The 18,812-nt window shown below is 62.7% G+C and carries 20 protein-coding genes and 1 pseudogene; 8 read left to right on the top strand and 13 right to left on the bottom strand.

What is annotated here, in order from left to right; all coding sequences use genetic code 11:
* Position 1: 1 nt before the first annotated feature.
* Complete coding sequence (gene purU, locus B2Y33_RS22160; RefSeq protein WP_027914530.1) at positions 2–853, bottom strand: formyltetrahydrofolate deformylase; 852 nt, start codon at positions 851–853, stop codon at positions 2–4.
* A 280-nt stretch (positions 854–1,133) separates the two neighbouring features.
* On the opposite strand from purU, the gene mvaT reads away from it, so the two are divergent.
* The gene (gene mvaT, locus B2Y33_RS22155; protein ID WP_023534419.1) at positions 1,134–1,511 is read left to right on the top strand and encodes a histone-like nucleoid-structuring protein MvaT; all 378 of its coding nucleotides are present in this window, start codon (positions 1,134–1,136) and stop codon (positions 1,509–1,511) included.
* A 69-nt stretch (positions 1,512–1,580) separates the two neighbouring features.
* Here the strand turns inward: mvaT and sbcB are convergent, their stop codons facing one another.
* From sbcB to B2Y33_RS22140, 3 genes are all read right to left on the bottom strand, one after another.
* The gene (gene sbcB, locus B2Y33_RS22150; protein ID WP_049696488.1) at positions 1,581–3,014 is read right to left on the bottom strand and encodes an exodeoxyribonuclease I; all 1,434 of its coding nucleotides are present in this window, start codon (positions 3,012–3,014) and stop codon (positions 1,581–1,583) included.
* 160 nt (positions 3,015–3,174) lie between these two features.
* Positions 3,175–3,540, bottom strand: a complete 366-nt coding sequence (locus B2Y33_RS22145; protein WP_206405665.1) for a PilZ domain-containing protein — start codon at positions 3,538–3,540, stop codon at positions 3,175–3,177.
* Between the two features lie 115 nt (positions 3,541–3,655).
* Complete coding sequence (locus B2Y33_RS22140) at positions 3,656–4,042, bottom strand: hypothetical protein (protein ID WP_023534272.1); 387 nt, start codon at positions 4,040–4,042, stop codon at positions 3,656–3,658.
* A gap of 212 nt (positions 4,043–4,254) precedes the next feature.
* On the opposite strand from B2Y33_RS22140, the gene pyk reads away from it, so the two are divergent.
* Entirely contained in the window at positions 4,255–5,709 is a 1,455-nt protein-coding gene (gene pyk / locus B2Y33_RS22135) for a pyruvate kinase (protein WP_027914526.1), read from the top strand.
* Positions 5,710–5,789: 80 nt separating this feature from the next.
* On the opposite strand, the gene B2Y33_RS22130 is transcribed toward pyk, so the two are convergent.
* The gene (locus tag B2Y33_RS22130; RefSeq protein WP_206405664.1) at positions 5,790–6,710 is read right to left on the bottom strand and encodes an iron-sulfur-binding ferredoxin reductase; all 921 of its coding nucleotides are present in this window, start codon (positions 6,708–6,710) and stop codon (positions 5,790–5,792) included.
* A 280-nt stretch (positions 6,711–6,990) separates the two neighbouring features.
* Here B2Y33_RS22130 and B2Y33_RS22125 point away from each other — a divergent pair, with 280 nt between their 5' ends.
* Positions 6,991–8,514: a fumarate hydratase gene (locus tag B2Y33_RS22125; protein ID WP_206405663.1), complete on the top strand. Its 1,524-nt coding sequence runs from the start codon at positions 6,991–6,993 to the stop codon at positions 8,512–8,514.
* A 106-nt stretch (positions 8,515–8,620) separates the two neighbouring features.
* Here B2Y33_RS22125 and B2Y33_RS22120 read toward each other — a convergent pair whose 3' ends face one another.
* Positions 8,621–9,490, bottom strand: a complete 870-nt coding sequence (locus tag B2Y33_RS22120; protein ID WP_206405661.1) for a carbon-nitrogen hydrolase family protein — start codon at positions 9,488–9,490, stop codon at positions 8,621–8,623.
* Positions 9,487–10,077: a GNAT family N-acetyltransferase gene (locus B2Y33_RS22115; RefSeq protein ID WP_110607297.1), complete on the bottom strand. Its 591-nt coding sequence runs from the start codon at positions 10,075–10,077 to the stop codon at positions 9,487–9,489. The genes B2Y33_RS22120 and B2Y33_RS22115 overlap by 4 nt, the downstream gene beginning before the upstream one ends.
* A 115-nt stretch (positions 10,078–10,192) precedes the next feature.
* Between B2Y33_RS22115 and B2Y33_RS22110 the strand changes: the two genes are divergently transcribed.
* Positions 10,193–10,591 (top strand): nuclear transport factor 2 family protein, encoded by a 399-nt coding sequence (locus tag B2Y33_RS22110; protein WP_027914521.1) that lies wholly within the window; start codon positions 10,193–10,195, stop codon positions 10,589–10,591.
* 25 nt (positions 10,592–10,616) lie between these two features.
* On the opposite strand, the gene B2Y33_RS22105 is transcribed toward B2Y33_RS22110, so the two are convergent.
* The 3 genes from B2Y33_RS22105 to B2Y33_RS22095 are packed head-to-tail and all read right to left on the bottom strand — an operon-like array spanning position 10,617 to position 12,987.
* Positions 10,617–11,195 carry a DJ-1/PfpI family protein gene (locus tag B2Y33_RS22105; RefSeq protein ID WP_206405660.1) on the bottom strand — a complete coding sequence of 193 codons (579 nt, stop codon included), beginning with the start codon at positions 11,193–11,195 and terminating at the stop codon, positions 10,617–10,619.
* Between the two features lie 51 nt (positions 11,196–11,246).
* Positions 11,247–12,404 carry a phospholipase D-like domain-containing protein gene (locus B2Y33_RS22100; RefSeq protein WP_027914519.1) on the bottom strand — a complete coding sequence of 386 codons (1,158 nt, stop codon included), beginning with the start codon at positions 12,402–12,404 and terminating at the stop codon, positions 11,247–11,249.
* 1 nt (position 12,405) lies between these two features.
* Positions 12,406–12,987, bottom strand: a complete 582-nt coding sequence (locus B2Y33_RS22095) for a YceI family protein (RefSeq protein WP_206405659.1) — start codon at positions 12,985–12,987, stop codon at positions 12,406–12,408.
* A 206-nt stretch (positions 12,988–13,193) separates the two neighbouring features.
* On the opposite strand from B2Y33_RS22095, the gene B2Y33_RS22090 reads away from it, so the two are divergent.
* On the top strand, positions 13,194–13,949 hold the full coding sequence (locus B2Y33_RS22090; protein ID WP_196129060.1) for a GNAT family N-acetyltransferase: 756 nt from the start codon (positions 13,194–13,196) through the stop codon (positions 13,947–13,949).
* Positions 13,946–14,737 (top strand): lysophospholipid acyltransferase family protein, encoded by a 792-nt coding sequence (locus B2Y33_RS22085; protein ID WP_288633428.1) that lies wholly within the window; start codon positions 13,946–13,948, stop codon positions 14,735–14,737. Before B2Y33_RS22090 ends, B2Y33_RS22085 begins: the two co-directional genes overlap by 4 nt.
* Positions 14,738–14,751: 14 nt before the next feature.
* On the opposite strand, the gene B2Y33_RS22080 is transcribed toward B2Y33_RS22085, so the two are convergent.
* A complete protein-coding gene (locus tag B2Y33_RS22080; protein WP_027914515.1) occupies positions 14,752–15,348 on the bottom strand; it encodes an ACP phosphodiesterase in 597 nt (198 codons plus the stop codon).
* 144 nt (positions 15,349–15,492) lie between these two features.
* Here B2Y33_RS22080 and B2Y33_RS22075 point away from each other — a divergent pair.
* Together B2Y33_RS22075 and B2Y33_RS22070 are read left to right on the top strand one after the other, a co-directional pair.
* Positions 15,493–15,794: pseudogene (locus tag B2Y33_RS22075) on the top strand (ArsR/SmtB family transcription factor).
* Between the two features lie 16 nt (positions 15,795–15,810).
* Positions 15,811–16,860 (top strand): alkene reductase, encoded by a 1,050-nt coding sequence (locus B2Y33_RS22070; RefSeq protein WP_027914514.1) that lies wholly within the window; start codon positions 15,811–15,813, stop codon positions 16,858–16,860.
* Between the two features lie 42 nt (positions 16,861–16,902).
* On the opposite strand, the gene B2Y33_RS22065 is transcribed toward B2Y33_RS22070, so the two are convergent.
* The gene (locus tag B2Y33_RS22065; RefSeq protein WP_206405658.1) at positions 16,903–17,730 is read right to left on the bottom strand and encodes an ATPase; all 828 of its coding nucleotides are present in this window, start codon (positions 17,728–17,730) and stop codon (positions 16,903–16,905) included.
* Between the two features lie 85 nt (positions 17,731–17,815).
* Positions 17,816–18,811, bottom strand: coding sequence for an NAD-dependent epimerase/dehydratase family protein (locus tag B2Y33_RS22060; protein WP_125921914.1), 996 nt, complete (start codon positions 18,809–18,811; stop codon positions 17,816–17,818).
* Position 18,812: the final 1 nt, after the last annotated feature.

Genomic DNA, 18,812 nt, shown 5'->3' with positions numbered 1-18,812 from the left:
ATCAGTCGAACACCACTGTCTTGTTGCCGTGCACCAGAACCCGGTCTTCCAGGTGATAGCGCAGGCCGCGGGCCAGCACCATTTTCTCCACGTCGCGCCCGAAGCGGACCATGTCCTCGATGCTGTCGGCATGGGTAACCCGCACCACGTCCTGCTCGATGATGGGGCCGGCGTCCAGCTCTTCGGTCACGTAGTGGCAGGTCGCACCGATCAGCTTCACGCCACGCAGCGCCGCCTGATGGTACGGCTTGGCGCCGACGAACGATGGCAGGAAGCTATGGTGGATATTGATGACCTTCTCAGCATAGTCCTGGCAGAGTTGCGGCGGCAGAATTTGCATGTACCGCGCCAGCACGACCACATCGGCTGCGTGTTCCTGCACCAGGCGTGACACCTCGGCAAACGCCGGGGCTTTATCCTTGGGGTCTACTGGAACGTGGAAGAACGGAATACCGTGCCACTCGACCATGCTGCGCAGGTCGTCGTGGTTGGAAATGACGCAGGGAATGTCGCAATCGAGCTCATCGCTGTGCCAGCGGTGCAGCAGGTCGGCCAGGCAGTGGGATTCGCGGCTGGCCATCAGCACGACGCGCTTTTTCTGGGCAGAATCGGTCACGCGCCAGGTCATGGAGAACTCTTCGGCGATGGGCGCGAACGCTTCGCGGAATGCCTCGATACCGAAGGGCAGCGACTCGGCGCGAATTTCATGACGCATGAAGAACCAGCCAGTCTGCTCGTCGGAGTGATGGCTGGCTTCGGTGATCCAGCCGTTGTACAAGGCCAGGAAATTACTGACTTTCGCCACGATGCCGACACGGTCGGGGCAAGCGATCACCAGACGGTAGGTGCGCATGAATAAGACTCCAGAACTCGCAAAGGCGCTTATTCTAGCGGCACGCTGAGAAAAACGCAGTAATGATTGCGACGTGCTGCATAGGGCCGCTGTGCCTATCAGGCGGGAATCTTCCGACAAGGTTTATGGATGAAACGGCAACCTATGTAAATTTTTGTTCACGTGGAAAATTAGTGTCACAGCTAATCAACTGTTAATACATCAATCATATGTTTACTTGCGAGAATTGCCTGTTTACTATTGCTCCACACATTTCCGAACACGCATTAAGGAACACTCCATGTCCCTGATCAACGAGTACCGTGCTACCGAAGAAGCCATCAAGGAACTTCAGGCCCGCCTGGCCAACCTGTCTCAGGATGACAAGCTGAAAAAAGAACTGGAGTTCGAAGGCAAACTGCGCACCCTGATGGGCGAATATTCCAAGTCGCTGCGTGACATCATTGCCCTGCTCGACCCTGATGCCAAGATGAGCAAACTGCCGCGTGGCGCCGTGAAAACCACTGGCACCAAACGCGCGCGCAAGGTCAAGCAATACAAAAACCCGCACAACGGTGAAGTCATCGAAACCAAAGGTGGCAACCACAAAACCCTGAAAGAGTGGAAAGCTCAATGGGGCGGTGACGAGGTAGAAAGCTGGGCAACCCTGCTGGACTGATTGTCCATTGCTCGCTATTTGATATACGTAAAAAACGCCGGTTTATAACCGGCGTTTTTTTATGGGCTTTCAATTGACGGCAAACCGCGTTTGCAACGCGTTGGCATGCAGTTGCCAGGCTGTCAGCACTTGCTGTCCTGCTTCACCCGCGCCAGGCCAGGCTGCGGCCAGGGCCTGGGCGAAATCACCTAGGGTATTGGGCGCACCCCAGCGGGGGTCAGTCAGACGTTGCCTACAAAAATCCTGCCATCGCGCCCTGTCTTCATCGTTCAAGGTGTCGGGAAAGTTACGTGCACGGTAGCGAAAGAGCAATTCGGCCAAGCGTGGATCATCGAACATCCACTGCCCGGCGCCCAACTGGGCGGGCGCCAGCGAACGCACTTGATCGCATAACCGCCGGTCACGCTCGCCGAGAAACCGCTCATACAATTGCTGTTCAGGATCGTCACTGGCCGCAAAACCGTCTTGCGTATAAATAGGTGCCAGTTTTTCCTGCCATTGATCCTGTTGACGGACCAATGCCTCGGCGCGTCGTTGTAATGCGTCCAGGTCAATCCCCAGACGCGCTTGATCAGCCGGTCGTAATACAGAAAGGGGCGCCACCACCGGGCAGCGGTTGATCTGGATGAGTTTGAGCGGTACAGGGAGCTCGCCTTCGCCAAGGGCTTCTCGACGGGTATAGAGCCGCTGGCGCAAAGTTTCGGCGCGCTCTTCAATCAGCGGCAGGGTTTGCTGATGCAGATCGCAAACAATCAATGCATTGCGGTTTTTAGGGTGCCAGGCCAAAGGCAACACGACGCCCAAGTAATGACGCGCAGCACTGAAACGTCCAGAAATATGCACCATCGGCTGCAGCAGCCGTATCTGCTCCATGACCTTGTGCTTGCTGCGAAGCTGAAACAACCAGTCGTACAACTTTGGCTGCTTCTCGCGTATCAGCCGGGCAAGGGCAATGGTCGCCCGAACATCGGAGAGTGCCTCGTGTGCGTGGCCATGTTCGAGGCCGTTGGCCTTGCTCAACAACTCAAGGCGCAGACTGATGCGCCCTTCCTGCTGGGGCCATTGAATGCCATCGGGACGCAACGCGAACGCGGTCCTGACGATATCGATCAGGTCCCAGCGACTGTTACCGCCCTGCCACTCGCGTGCGTAAGGGTCGAAGAAGTTGCGGTATAGGCTGTAGCGCGTGACTTCGTCGTCGAAACGCAGCGTGTTGTAGCCGGCACCGCAGGTACCGGGTTGCGCCAGTTCGGCATGCACGCGCGCCATGAACTCGGCCTCGCCGAGTCCTTTTTCGGCCAACTGTTGCGGCGTGACGCCCGTCACCAGGCAGGCAGCAGGATGCGGCAATATGTCATCCGACAAGCGGCAATAGAGGTTGATCGGTTCGGCGATTTCATTCAGGTCGAGGTCGGTACGCACCCCTGCCATCTGCACGGGCCGGTCGCAGCGCGGGTTGATGCCGGTGGTTTCGTAGTCATGCCAGAAAATGCTTGAAGTCACAGGGCCGTCCTGTTGCAGGTTCGCCCTGATTCTAACGCGTTGAGCCGGGCCTGACGTCGGGCCAATGAAGCGACTTGGGGCCAGTAGGCCGTGCTACACAGCCCCTACTGACCCGGACCGATCTCATGGACGGGCATCAGCAATCGGCAATACCGACCTGTCAAACCGAGGTAGAGGAGGCGCGAAAACTGAAGTACTCCTGCAAGGAGCGCACAAAGTCGTCGTATTCGCGAGGCGCCTGCAACAACATGAAGCCCGAATCGTAGTACCCAGGCGTCTGGTCCTCGCGGCACCACAGACAACTGGCCGTAAGGTTGACGAACTGATGCCCACCCCCCGTCAACGGCAGGCGCAACTGCAATTCGTAATCGGGGCCCACCATGACCGGCAGCTCGCTGATCAGCATCATGCCATTTTCAGAGGCATTGCCCAGCTGGCCCATCTCCTGCCCATTGAAGCGATTGAATACCTTCAGGACAAAGGGCAACTGGTGGCGGTCGATATGTCGTTTACTGAATAGCGTCAAGGTCAGTCCGTCCGCGATGCCAGGAACGCCTGGTACTGGCGGTTGTTGTATCAGTTGAGTTACAGGTTAGCGCACGCTGCGACAAATCTCCCCGTCAATACAGCACACCTTGGCATTAGCGCCAAGGTACGCTCGTCGCTGGCCTGGTCACGGCCGGCTCGCCACCCCGGTAATGACCCAGCTTCTCCAATGTTTGCAGACGCGCCTGGGCACGGTAGGCATATTCATTGCCCGGATAGCGCTGGATCAGGTACTGGTAGGTCTGTGCGGCATCCACGTACAACGCTTGCCGCTCCAGGCACTGCCCGCGCAGCAACGCCACTTCCGGGTGGATGAAAGGCCGGGCGCGGCTGGTGCGGTCGACCTGGGACAGCTCCAACATTACCCGCTGGCAATCACCGCGATCATAAGCGCGGTAGGCATTGTTGAGATGGTGGTCCATGGACCAGCGGGTACACCCGACGGCACTGGCCGCGAGGGCTAAAACGATCAGCATGCGCATGGGAGTCTCCTTTGCTGAACAGCATATCGGCCGGCCCATTGGATTCTTCAACGATCGGCACGTATCGCGTGCAGTGGCTCGACCACGCCAGCCAGCAAACGCGCGCGACTGTCACCTGCACAGTTTTCCAAAGCCAGGTAGTGCAACCTAACGATGACTACAGCCCGATTCAGGAGTAGCCTCTCGTTGCGCTTCACTATAGGAGTCTGTGCATGACCATCCGCCGTACCAAAATCGTCGCCACCCTTGGCCCCGCCAGCAATTCGCCGGAAGTGATCGAACAGTTGATCCTCGCCGGCCTGGACGTGGCTCGCCTGAACTTCTCTCATGGCACTCCGGACGAGCACAAGGCACGCGCCCGCCTGATCCGTGAAATCGCTGCCAAGAATGGCCGTCACGTGGCCTTGCTCGGCGACCTGCAGGGTCCGAAGATCCGCATCGCCAAGTTCGCCAACAAGCGCATCGAACTGAAAGTCGGTGACACCTTCACCTTCTCGACCGCTCATCCGCTGACCGAAGGCAACCAGGACATCGTCGGTATCGACTACCCCGACCTGGTCAAGGACTGTGGCGTTGGCGACGAACTGCTGCTCGACGATGGCCGCGTGGTCATGCGCGTCGAAACCGCGACCGCCGACGCCCTGCACTGCGTGGTGATCATCGGTGGACCGCTGTCGGACCACAAGGGCATCAACCGCAAAGGTGGCGGCCTGACTGCACCGGCCCTGACCGAGAAGGACAAGGCCGACATCAAGCTGGCTGCCGAGATGGATCTGGACTACCTGGCCGTGTCGTTCCCGCGTGACGCCAGCGACATGGAATACGCCCGCAAGCTGCGTGACGAGTCTGGTGGCAGCGCCTGGCTGGTGGCCAAGATCGAACGCGCCGAAGCGGTTGCCGACGACGAAACCCTCGACAAGCTCATCGCAGCCTCCGACGCCGTCATGGTTGCCCGTGGTGACCTGGGCGTGGAAATCGGCGACGCCGAGCTGATCGCCATTCAGAAAAAGATCATCCAGCACGCCCGCCGCAACAACAAGGCAGTGATCGTCGCGACCCAGATGATGGAGTCGATGATCCAGAACCCGATGCCGACCCGTGCCGAAGTGTCCGACGTGGCCAACGCCGTGCTCGACAACACCGACGCCGTGATGCTGTCGGCCGAAAGCGCCGCCGGTTCATACCCGATCGAAGCCGTCCAGGCCATGGCGCGCATCTGCCTGGGTGCCGAGAAACACCCGACTAGCCAGCGCTCCAGCCACCGCCTGCACACCACGTTCGAGCGCTGCGACGAAAGCATCGCCCTGGCAGCCATGTACACAGCTAACCACTTCCCAGGTGTGAAGGCGATCATCGCCCTGACCGAGAGCGGTTATACCCCGCTGATCATGTCGCGCCTGCGCTCGCACGTACCGATCTTCGCCCTGTCTCCGCACCGCGCTACCCAGGCCCGTGCCTCGATGTTCCGGGGTGTGTACCCGATCGATTTCGACCCGGCATCGCTGCCGGCCGACAAGGTCAGCCAGGCCGCCGTGGACGAGCTGCTCAAGCGTGGGCTGGTCGAGCAAGGTGACTGGGTGATCCTCACCAAGGGCGACAGCTACCACACCATCGGCGGGACCAACGGCATGAAGATCCTGCATGTCGGTGATCCGCTGGTCGGCTGATCGGCTGACGAGCCAGGGTCGCTTCGCGCGCGTTCCTCCGTGAGCAAGCGGCCCTGTGCAGGCACTGCAGACACGTCGGCTCAGACGTGCTCGACAAAGCTGTCTGCGAACACCTGCCCCCTCGGCACGCCGGCGATGAACAGCCTTCGGGCAAACCGTTCGACGCTGGCGGGCGCGCCGCACAGCAGGGCCAAGGTCTGTCTCGATGAAGGCCGCAGCGCCGCCAGTGTTTCCTCCAGCTGCGCTGTCACCACCAGTTCCACGCTCACACCTGGCAACTGCTGCAACGGTGCTGCCAGGTAGTGCCCTGCGCGGTCGCGGGCCACGTGCAGCAACCGGATCTCCCCCTGATGCCCTTGACGCAACGCTTCGCGCACGATGCCCCACAGCGGTGCAAGCCCGGTACCGGCAGCCAGTAGCCATAATGGCCGGTCCTGCCAGTCAAGGTCGTAATGCAATGCCCCACCCCTGACTTCGCCAAGGCGCAACGCATCGCCCACCCCCAGCGCCCGTGCCTGGTCACAGAAAGCACCGGGGCGATGGCAATCGATATGAAACTCCAGGCAATCATCCTCACCCGGCAGGCTGGCCAGTGAATAAGGCCGCGCCACCCCACCCAACCAGAGCACCGCGTGTTGGCCTGGCTGGTAGCGGACGCTGCGCTCGGTCCGCAGGCGCAACCGCAACACATCACCGAACCAGTCCAGTTCGCTGACAACGCCGCCTACGCCGTCGCGCAAGGGATCGAACACGTCCACGCGCAAGTCTTCGACCACGCGGCACTGGCAGGCCAGGCGCCAGCCCAAGGCATGCCTGTCCAACGCCAGGGCTTCTGGCAGGGCATCGAGGGGCAACCCGTGCTCGCACCGTACCAGGCACGCATGGCAGCGCCCTGCACGGCAGCTGTAGGGCACATCAAGCCCTGCCTCGTTCAAGGTATCGAGCAAGTTGGCGCCAGTCGGCACTGTCCAACAACGCGTGCCCACGCTAAGTTCGGGCATGTTCACTCACCTCTTCAAACCCCTTGTGCCGATGGACGCGACCGCGTGCCCGTCGATTCTAATGCCCTGTACTGTGCCGAGCAGCAAAAAGGATGCCGGCCACCGGCCAGACCATGGTCCTGACCACTCGCAGGTGTTTCACCGGGGCAGGCGCGCTATACTGCCGCGCCTTTTTTGCGTCGGCAGGCTGTCGGCGCGCCTTTGCAAGGCGTTTCGACAGGCTGGTCGGCTCCGTCGAACGTCTCACTGAATGTTCCCGTCTTTAAGAGGAGCGCGCTGCATGACCGTGATCAAGCAAGACGACCTGATTCAGAGCGTTGCCGACGCCCTGCAATTCATCTCGTACTACCACCCCGTCGATTTCATCCAGGCCATGCACGAGGCCTACCTGCGCGAAGAGTCGCCGGCTGCGCGCGACTCCATCGCCCAGATCCTGATCAACTCGCGCATGTGTGCCACCGGTCACCGGCCTATCTGCCAGGACACCGGCATCGTCACCGTGTTCGTGCGCGTGGGTATGGATGTGCGCTGGGACGGCGCCACCTTGAGCGTGGACGACATGATCAACGAGGGTGTGCGCCGCGCCTACAATCTGCCTGAAAACGTCCTGCGCGCATCGATCCTGGCCGACCCGGCCGGCGCCCGCAAAAACACCAAGGACAACACCCCGGCCGTCATCCACTACTCCATCGTCCCCGGCGACAAGGTCGAGGTCGATGTTGCAGCCAAGGGCGGCGGTTCGGAAAACAAGTCCAAGATGGCCATGCTCAACCCGTCCGACTCCATCGTCGACTGGGTGCTCAAGACCGTTCCGACCATGGGCGCTGGCTGGTGCCCGCCTGGCATGCTGGGCATCGGCATCGGCGGCACCGCCGAAAAAGCCGCGGTCATGGCCAAGGAAGTGCTCATGGAGTCCATCGACATCCATGAGCTCAAGGCACGCGGCCCGCAGAACCGCCTGGAAGAAATCCGTCTGGAGCTGTTCGAGAAGGTCAACCAGCTGGGCATCGGCGCCCAGGGCCTCGGTGGCCTGACCACCGTGCTCGACGTCAAGATCATGGACTACCCGACCCACGCCGCCTCGCTGCCGGTGTGCATGATCCCAAACTGCGCGGCCACTCGCCACGCCCACTTCGTGCTCGACGGCACGGGCCCGGCGCAGCTGGAAGCGCCGTCGCTGGACGCCTACCCCGAGATCGTCTGGGAAGCCGGCCCAAGCGCCCGACGTGTCAACCTGGACAGCATCACGCCCGAAGAAGTGGCCAGCTGGAAACCGGGTGAAACCATCCTGCTCAACGGCAAGATGCTGACCGGCCGGGATGCCGCCCACAAGCGCATGGTCGAAATGCTCAACCGCGGCGAAGCACTGCCGGTGGATCTCAAGAGCCGCTTCATCTACTACGTTGGCCCGGTCGACCCGGTAGGCGACGAAGTGGTCGGCCCTGCTGGCCCCACCACCGCCACGCGCATGGACAAGTTCACCCGCCAGATCCTGGAGCAGACCGGTCTGCTGGGCATGATCGGCAAGTCCGAGCGCGGCCCGACTGCCATCGAAGCGATCAAGGACAACAAGGCCGTTTACCTGATGGCCGTAGGTGGCGCCGCCTATCTGGTCGCGCAAGCCATCCGCAAGTCCAAGGTCCTGGCCTTTGCCGAGCTGGGCATGGAGGCCATCTACGAGTTCGAGGTCAAGGACATGCCAGTGACCGTGGCCGTGGACAGCAACGGTGAGTCGGTGCACATCACAGGCCCCGCCTTGTGGCAGAACAAGATCGCCCAGAGCCTGGCCGTCGAAGTGAAGTAACCCAAGGCAACAGCGACGGCGCTGTCACCGGCCGCTCGCGTGCGCAGTCAATGCGCAGCCAACCTGCAGCGGCGGTCCTTGATGCCAGGGCCCGCCGCTGTTGCGTTCAAAGACGTTCGAATTGTTCGGGCCAGTCCCTGCGTGTGAATACCTGCCCCTGCTGCCTGACCCGGCGCACGGCCTCCAGATCCAGGTCACACACCAGCCAACGGCTGCGCTGCGGGTCGAGCGATTCGCTCAATGCCATCACCCCATCCCCCGGCATGCCACGATCAGGCGGCACGAACAGCCCTGCCCGGCCCAGGTTCTCGTCCAGTGCCGGCGACCAAGGGGCCAGCCCCACGGTCGGGCTCTGCAACACGGCCAGCTGGTTCTCCAACGCGCGTGCTTGAGCCCCGATCCGTACACGGTGATAGCCGGCTTCGGTATCGGTGCAGCTCGGCGCCAGGATCAGGTCGGCGCCACGTTCTGCCAACCGACGGGCCAAGAGCGGGAACTCATTGTCGTAACAGACCAGGATGCCAAGACGGCCCAGATCGGTGTCGAACACCGTCAGCCCTTGGCCTGCGGCAATGCCCCACTGCTCCCGCTCGAAGCGGGTCATCATCAGCTTGTCCTGATGCCCTAGGGCACCCTTGGGGCCAAACAGCCAGGCGCGGTTGCGGTAGGCACCGTCGCTGTCCAGTACCGGCAGCGTGCCTGGTTGCAGGTAGATGCCCCAACGCCTGGCCAGGCCCGCACACAAGGCCTTCCACGGCTCGATCAACGGCTGGATGCCTGCAATGGAAGCGTTCAGGTCCCCCCGCTGCTCGGGTGTCAGCTGCCCACTGAGTGCCAGCCCTGCATACTCGGGCAGCAGCAACAGACGCGCGCCAGCCTCCACCGCCTCTGCACACAAACCTTGCAGGTGGTCGGCATAGGCCTCCCAGGTTTCGTGCAGCTCAATGGCGTACTGGCAGGCCGCGACACGGATCAAAAGGGCAGTTCCTTGAGCCAGAACGACATGAGTTTGTCCGAGCTTTCCTGCTCGTCCAGGTCGCGCCAGGCATACCGGGTACGCAGGGACGGGTCATGCAGAAAACCACGGTTGCGCCAGAACCCATGCAAGGGCTTGTAATCGGTTGGACGGCGCGGATGTACACCGGGCCGCTCCACGGCGCAGAACGCGCAGTAATCGAACTCGGCCAGTTTATGGGCGTAGGATTCGCGTTCGATGAAAAAGCGTACCCCAAGCCCCTGCCCTCGGTATTGCGGCAGAACCACGGACTCGCCGAAATAGTAGACGCTGGCCGGGTCGCGACCCTGGGCCACGAACGGCTCCTGAAACTCGGGCGCGACGTCGACCAGGGGCAGGCTCGTCGACGCGCCCACTACCTTGTCCTCATCCACGGCCAGCACCACCAGGCTGCGACCGGAACGGGCATAGGTGGCCAGGTAGTCGGCTTCGTACTCGGGCGAACCGTCGTAGAGGTAGGGGAACTCGCGGAACACGGTCAGGCGCAGACGAGCGAGGTCATCGATATAAGGCGCGATGGCGGCGCCGTGCAGTAGGCGTATTTGCATGCTTGGCGGTCGTTTTGTCGATGTGGATGACGCGCTCGGCTAAGCCGGGCTTGAGGGGAAACCCTATCATCCAGGCCAACGACACGCCTTTTCCCTACACGACAGGTAATGTTCCATGACCGCTACCGAATTGGTAAACGCTTACTACGCTGCCTTCAACGCAGGCGACATGCCAGGGTTTCTGGCCCTGCTCAGCGAGGATGTGATTCACGACATCAACCAGGGTGAGCGGCAGATGGGCAAGGCCAGGTTCGCCGCTTTCATGGACAAGATGAACCGGTGTTACCGCGAGCGCCTTGCCGACATCGTGGTGATGCAAAATGCCGATGGCAGTCGCGCAGCGGCGGAATTCACCGTGCACGGCCAGTACGTGGCCGATGACGAAGGCCTGCCTGCGGCCACCGGCCAGACCTATGTCCTGCCGGCCGGCGCGTTCTTCTATATCCACTGCGGCAAGATCGCCCGCGTGACCAACTATTACAACCTCAACGACTGGGTCGAGCAAGTCGGCTGACCCACGGGCCGGTCGGCCTGTTGGGTCAGAGGATACGGGTGCCCAGCACCTTCAGAAACGCCGCCAGCCACGCAGGGTGTGCCGGCCAGGCGGGCGCGGTGACCAGGTTGCCGTCCACATGGGCCTGGTCCACCGCAATGTCGATATAGGTGCCGCCTGCCAGGCGCACCTCCGGAGCGCAGGCCGGGTACGCACTGCACTCCCGGCCTTTGAGCACACTGGCGGCGGCCAGCAACTGGGCGCCGTGGCACACGGCGGCGATGGGCTTGCCTGCCTGGTCGAACGCTCGCACCAGGTCGAGCACTTTCTCGTTCAGGCGCAGGTACTCAGGCGCCCGCCCGCCCGGGATCACCAGGGCATCGTAACTTTCGGCACGGGCCCTGACGAAATCCTGATTCAGGGCAAACTGGTGCCCTGGCTTTTCGCTGTAGGTCTGGTCGCCTTCGAAGTCGTGAATAGCCGTGCGCACGGTCTGGCCCGCTACCTTTTCCGGGCACACGGCGTGCACGGTATGCCCGACCATACTCAGCGCCTGGAAGGGCACCATGACCTCGTAGTCCTCGACGTAATCGCCCACCAGCATGAGTATCTTCTTAGCCGTCATCCCATCCACTCCATCGATTGCCTGTGAACCGTCATTGCACGATAGCTGCGCTCAGTCGCGCCGGTCGAGCACGTTGGCCACCAACCGGTCCAGCCATCCCCAGATGCGCTGTTTGACCCGGCGCCAGAACGGCCTGGCGTTCCAGTGCGCGAGGTCGACTTCCTCGCTCAGAGCAAAATCGCGCTCGAAACTGGCGACCACTGCGGTCGTCAGCGGCAGGTCCAACGCTTCTATATTGGCCTCCAGATTGAAGCGCAGGTTCCAATGGTCGAAGTTGCAGGAGCCGACGCTGACCCAATCGTCCACCACCACCATCTTCAGGTGCAGGAAGCACGGCTGATACTCGAAAATTCGCACTCCGGCGCGCAGCAGGCGTGGATAGTACCGGTGGCCGGCATACCGTACCGAAGGGTGGTCGGTGCGCGGGCCGGTGAGCAGCAACCGCACATCGACGCCCTTGCCCGCTGCGCGGCGCAGCGAGCGGCGTACGCTCCAGGTCGGCAGAAAATAAGGCGTGGCCAGCCAAATGCGCTGCTTGCCGCTGTTGAGGGCACGCACCAATGCATGCAGGATGTCCTGATGCTGACGGGCGTCGGCGTACGCCACCCGGCCCATGCCCTGCCCTTGCGCAGGCACCTTGGGCAGGCGCGGCAGGCCGAAGCCCTCGGCAGGGCGCCAGGCCGTGCGGCGATGGTTGGCCTGCCACTGGCGATCGAACAGCAATTGCCAGTCGCTCACCACCGGGCCTTGCATCAGCACCATCACCTCATGCCATTCGCTGCTGGGCTGGCCCGGTTGCCAGAACTCGTCGGTCACCCCGGTACCGCCGACCACCGCCCACTGCTCGTCGACCACCAGTAACTTGCGATGGTCGCGGTACAGGTTGCGCAGCCCGCGTTTCCAGTGCAGCCGGTTGTACCAGCGCAGGTACACGCCGGCATCCACCAGACGTTGCCGCAGCTTGGCGCTCAAGGCCAGCGACCCGTAATAATCGAACAGGCAGCGCACCCGCACCCCGCGGCGGGCCGTCTGTTCCAGCGCCTGGACCACAGCCTCGGCGCAGGCCCCGGACTCGACCAGGTACAGCTCCAGGTCTACCTGCGTCTGGGCATGCTCGATGGCCGACAGCATGCGGGGAAAGAAGTGTGGCCCATCGATCAGCAGCTCGAACTGGTTGCCATCCCGCCAGGGGAAGACCGGGCCCGGCATGTCAGCGCGCAGTGAAGATCAGTACCGCATTGACCGGTACGGAAGGGTTGATGGCCGTAAGGTTGGCGGACTTGCGCAGGGCTTGCAGCCCTGGCATCAGGCCGAAATCCTCGGCGCGCAGCACCAGAGGCTCCAAGGTCACGACCTGAAACCGCCGCTCGTCCAGGCGAGTGGCCAGCAGCAAGGCCTCGTAACGATGGGACTGGCCGTGCAACGTTACCGTCAGCGGCAGGCGCAGTTCGATCTGCGCCCCGTTGGCCAGGTCGTTGATCGGGCGCAGATCCAGTTGCGCCTGCACGGTCGCTTCGGCAAACCGCGCGACGTCGAACAACGCGTCACGCATGCGTTCATCACGCAGCGGCACGCCACTGCTGACCGAATCCATCTCGATACGAAGGCTCGCGGCGCCCTTGCGGTCCACCGTGCCATGCAGCACCAGGAAGCGGTGCACCTGCGCCGCTTCGCCATTGGTACCGGTGATGAACGACAGGCGAGACGACTCGCCATCAAGGTGCCAATTGGCGTGTGCGGGCAGGCACAACGCAAGCAGCAGTGCGGACCATAGGCGGAGTGACTTCAGCATGAGGGGTCTCGAAAATGCAGGCGGCTCACCTTACCGCGCAGGTCTTTGGCACAGCAAGCGCCAGCACGTTCGCCGCCACGCCCAACGGGCGGTTCATGCAAGCATCATCGAACCTTCATCGCCGTGACATCCCATGTTTCTAGCCTGAACGTGCACATAAACGCCTACCGGCCACCTTTGCATGGCTGGTTTTATGGAGACTCGTAATGACGCGAATCGCTCATGTTGCCGACACCTGCACCGGACACCGCCTGCACGCCGAGCGCCTGATGGGTCACGCCGCGTTGCAGGAGGCCCAGGCCCTGCGCTATCAGGTCTTCAGCGAAGCGTTCGAGGCAAGGTTCAAGGGCGCTGAGCACGGCCTGGATCAGGACGAATTTGACGCGCACTGCCGCCATATCGGCGTACGCGATGTCACCACTGGACGACTGGTGGCCACCACCCGCCTGCTCGACCACGAGGCGGCCAGCAGCCTGGGTCGCTTCTACAGCGAGGAAGGGTTCCGCCTGCAGGGGCTGCTGCAACTTCAGGGCCCTATCCTGGAAGTGGGCCGCACCTGCGTGGCCGCGCCGTACCGCAACGGCGGCACCATTGCTACGCTCTGGAGTGAGCTGGCCGAAGTACTCAACGAAGGCGGTTATCGCTACCTGATGGGTTGCGCCAGCATCTCGATGCAGGACGGCGGGGTGCAGGCGCATGCGGTCATGCAGCGCCTGCGCGAACGCCACCTGTGCACCCAGGATCTGCGTGCCGAACCCCGCAAACCGCTGCCACCGCTGACGTTGCCGGATAACGTGAGCGCCCAGATGCCGGCCTTGCTCAAGGCCTACATGCGCCTGGGCGCCAAGGTCTGTGGCGAACCGTGCTGGGATGAAGACTTCCAGGTCGCCGATGTGTTCATCCTGCTCAAGCGCGAGGCGCTGTGCCCGCGCTACGCCCGTCACTTCAAGGCCGCTGTGTGAGGGGCCGTCTGCGGCAGGTGGGGCGCCTGGCTCACGTGCTGCTGGTGGTGGCGCTGGGGCTGCTGATGGCCAGCCTGCTCGTCATCGGGCGGCACCTTGGCATCAAAGCGTCGCTCGCGCGCCGGCAACGCTGGACACGGCTGTTCATGCGGCGCTTGGTGGCAGCACTGCCGTTCGACGTCTGCGTGACGGGGAAGCTGTCGAGCAGCCCCATGCTGTGGGTCAGCAACCACGTGTCCTGGACCGACATCCCACTGTTGGGCATGCTAGCCCCTGTGTCATTTCTGTCCAAGGCCGAGGTCCGGCACTGGCCGCTTGCCGGGTGGTTAGCCGAGCAGGCAGGCACCTTGTTCATCAAGCGCGGTGCCAGCGATGGCCAGCAGCTGCGCGTGCACATCGGTCAGCGGTTGGTCACAGGTCACCCCCTGTTGCTGTTTCCCGAAGGCACTACCACCGACGGGCACCAGCTCGGGACGTTCCATGGGCGCCTGCTGGCGGCAGCCATCGACCAGGGCATCGCCGTGCAACCGGTGGCAATCCAATACCAGCGGCGGGGCCAGATCGACCCCTTTGCACCCTTCGTGGGAGATGACGATCTGCTGTCACACCTGCTGCGGTTGCTCGCGCAACCTCGCGGTCAAGTGCGCATTCACCTGCTCGAGCCACTGGCAAGTCATGGCAAGGGCCGCACGCTGCTGGGGCTCCAGGCACAGCGTTCGATCCATCAGGCGCTCTACGGCACACCAGAGCCACCGGCACTTCGCAGGCAGTGTGCGACTGCTGCCTGAATGCAGCAGATCCGTCAATCAACGCACGGGCTGGCCTGTGCCCGATGACTGGCAGCGAACGCTTGTACCAGCGGGTAGAATTCGCGGAAATCATCGAGCAACGGCACGTACAGGCGATCAAGCTCGTCCATGACCCCTACCAGGCCTTCAGGCCGCGACAAGCGCCGGGCGATCCCGGCAAACACCTGCTCCAGCGTGGCAAAGTCAGCATACGAGCCCAGCCAATCAGACTGCGCCATGGACGGCGCGATGTGGGCTAACCGGCCCGGCAGGGCGGGCTCGGCTAACAGCACCTGATAGAACGCCTGGGTGAACTGACGCAGCGGCTGGCGCCCATACTCGGGCCAGTGCCGCGCCAGGCAGTGGTCGAAAAAGACGTCCAGAGCGATCCCCGCAAACCGCCGCCGCACCCGCGCAAAGCGCGCCAGGGAAGCGAGCACCACAGGGTGGGCGTCGGTGAAACTGTCGATGTGTCGATGCAGTCGGATGGACGCTTCGAGCTGCGGCGGGAACCGCCCTTCCAGCGAACCTTTGACGAAGTCCCCGTAGAGGCTGCCCAGCAATTGCTGCGGAGCCGACCCTCCCAGGTGCAGGTGTGCAAGATAATTCATGGCGCCAGTCTATCACTTGCTCGGGACATATCGCCGCCGAGCGATATACCGTCTGGCTACTCGCTCGGAACACTTGAATCTTTGTGTATCGAAAATCACGATGTAGGGTTCGCGCTGACCCGATGCACCGCTGCGAGATGAGCCATGCCGCTTGACCTGGACGACATCATGAAAGCCCTCGCCCACCCGGTGAGGCGGGAAATACTCGGCTGGTTGAAAACGCCGGCAGCCCAGTTTCTCGAGCAGGTCCACAGTACTGACCAAGGGGTTTGCGCCGGCAGATCGAGCGGCGCTGCGGGTTGTCCCAATCGACTGTGTCGGCGCACCTGGCGATCCTGCAGCGAGCAGGCCTGGCCATCCGCCAGAAAATCGGCCAATGGCACTTGTTCAAGCGCAACGAAGTCATCATCGAAGCATTGCTCGAACAATTGCGCGACTCCCTTTGACTTTCAGGTATACGTCATGACCACGCTATTCGATCCAATCACCCTGGGCGATCTGGAACTGCCCAATCGTATCATCATGGCCCCACTCACCCGTTGCCGCGCAGACGCCGGCCGCGTGCCGAATGCACTGATGGCCGAGTACTACGTACAACGCGCCAGTGCCGGTCTGATCATCAGTGAGGCGACGTCGGTCAGCCCCATGGGCGTGGGCTACCCGGACACACCGGGCATCTGGAGTGCTGAACAGGTCAGGGGCTGGACCCACGTCACCCATGCCGTGCATGCCGCAGGCGGCCGAATCTTCTTGCAGCTGTGGCACGTGGGCCGCATTTCCCATCCACGCTACCTCGATGGCCAGTTGCCGGTCGCACCCAGTGCCATCCAGCCCAAGGGGCACGTGAGTCTGGTTCGCCCGCTCAGCGACTACCCCACGCCTCGGGCCCTGGATACCGAAGAGATCAGCGACATCGTCGAGGCCTTCCGCACTGGCGCCGAAAACGCCAAGGCCGCAGGCTTTGACGGTGTCGAGATCCATGGCGCCAACGGCTATCTGCTCGACCAGTTCCTGCAAAGCAGCACCAACCAGCGCACCGACGCGTACGGCGGCTCGCTGGAAAACCGGGCGCGCCTGCTGTTGGAGGTCACCGATGCCGTAGTCCAGGTATGGGGGGCGCAGCGCGTTGGAATGCACCTGGCGCCGCGCGCCGATGCCCATGACATGGGCGATGCCGACCGTACCCAGACCTTCACGTATGTGGCGCGAGCGCTGGGCAAGCGGGGCATTGCCTTCATCTGCTCACGGGAGCGGGAGCGCGACGACAGCCTGGGCCCTGCCCTCAAAGACGCATTTGGTGGCGTCTATATCGTCAACGAAGGTTTCGACAAAGCCAGTGCCAATGCGGCCCTGGCCGATGGCAAAGCCGATGCCGTGGCCTTTGGTGTGCCGTTCATCGCCAACCCGGACCTGCCTGCACGCCTGGCTGACGATGCCCCACTGAACGAAGCTCATCCGGAAACGTTCTATGGCCAGGGGCCGGTGGGGTATATCGACTACCCACGCCTGTAAGGCCTGAGACAGGGGCCAGGACCCGGCCCCTGCCCTTCCCAGTCATGGCCTGGCGTTGATCTGCTGTTGCAGGTTCTGCAGCTGGCTCTGGACGTTGTTCAGGTTACGGGTCATCTGACCACGAAACGCGTCGAACTCCTGCACCGATGCGCCCCCGCCGGCCGCCGTGTTCGGGCGGTTGTCCAGCTGGCTTTTGAGCACCAGCACATCCTGCTGCAGGCTTTCGATGGCGGCCGTGGGATTGCCTTGTTTTTTCAGCGCGGCCACCTCCTCGCTCAGACTCTTGAGTTGCCCGTCGAGCTTGCCCCCATCGACCTGGCCCGACTTGAGCGCTGCCAACTCGCCGTTCACCGCCTTCAACTGTGCCTGCAACTGCGTTTGCAGCTCGGTGACCGCTCTTTGCTGTTCACGGGTGTCCGCCAGAACCTGCTCCAGGCGCTTGCCCAGGTCCCCGGCCTGGCCCGCTACACCTGCCTGCTGCTTGCCTTGCTCGGCCAGACTGGCCTGCAACTGGCTGATCTGCTGTTTGAGGGCTTCACTGCCACTGTTGCTGGACGACGCGCTGGCTTCGACCTTGCCGCTGATTGCCTGCAAACGCCCTGCCGCGTCTTCGCTGATGCGCGCGAAGCTCTCCTGAGTGGCGACCAGCTGCTGCTCCATCAGGGAGATCTGCCGATAGCTCCACCATCCCAGACAGCCCAGGGCGATGAACGCGGCCACCAGCATCGCCCACAATGGGCCGGTGCTCGGCGCCCTGGCCGCTTGACGGCGACTGCGCGAGACATGAACTGGCAGTAACTCATCGTCATCCTGCGTCCCTGCGCGCAAGGCCGGTACATCATCGAAATCATCGCGAGCATCAAAGCGCATGAGCATCCCACCCCACAGGTTGCAAATAAGCCGGATTATAAACCGCGCGCGCAGCCCGGTGATGCCCGACGTCGAGCTGAACGCTTTACCGGCCAGGCGGCTGGTGTTTCCACCACGTGCAGAATTCATCCAATGCCGCCCATACGCTGGTGGTGGGCTGATAGTCCAGGTACTGACTGGCGCGGGTGATGTCCAGGGTGAAATCGCGACTCATCACCTGCATGGCCAGGCGTGACAGCGTAGGCTCCGGCCGCCCCGGCCACAGGGTGCACGCTGCCTCGTTGAGCGCGGCCAAGCCGTAGGCCAGCCCATAACCTCGGTAGCGGGTGACCTGAGGGAGCTGAAGCTGGCGCAGGACATAGTTGATCACATCCCACAGCGGCAAGGGCTGGCCATTGCTGATGTTGTACGCTTGCCCAAGCGCGCGCCCGTCCGCGAACACTGCGCTGTACAGCGCCTCGTTCAGGTTGTGAACACTGGTGAAGTCGACTTTGTTCAAGCCGTTGCCGATGATCGCCAGCCTGCCTTTGCGTTGCAGGTGCACCAGCCGCGGCAGCAGGCTCGTATCGCCTGCGCCGATGACGAAACGCGGGCGCAGCGCCAACACTTCGAGGCCGAACTCCTGGGCGCCGAACACCTTCTGTTCGGCAATGAACTTGGTCCTGGCGTAGTGATTGGCAAACCGGCCGGGCACCTGATCCTCGCCAATGGCCACGCGTGAACGGCCATTGAAGTAGATCGAAGGCGATGACAGGTGCACGAGGCGACGCACGTGTTCCTTCAGGCAGCCTTCGACGACGTTCTCGGTCACCACCACGTTGCCCTGGGCAAACGCCTGATAGGTTCCCCAGTGCCCCACTGCACCGGCGCAATGCACCACGGCCTCGACGCCCTGGCACAGGCGCCGGGCCAGCTCCGCGTCGCCAAGGTCGCCCGGAATGAACTGCGCGCCACGCCGCACCAGATGCTCCACACCTTCGGCGCGCCGGCCACTGACCCGCACATCCAGCCCCCGCTCCAGGGCCAGCCGCGCAAAACGCCCGCCGATGAAGCCACTTGCGCCAGTGACCAGAATTCGCATG

The organism is Pseudomonas sp. UBA5666 (assembly GCF_002420785.1).
Classification (GTDB): domain Bacteria; phylum Pseudomonadota; class Gammaproteobacteria; order Pseudomonadales; family Pseudomonadaceae; genus Aquipseudomonas; species Aquipseudomonas fulva.
Note: the sequence above shows the minus strand (reverse complement) of the source record. Positions and strands in the feature narration are given on the sequence as shown.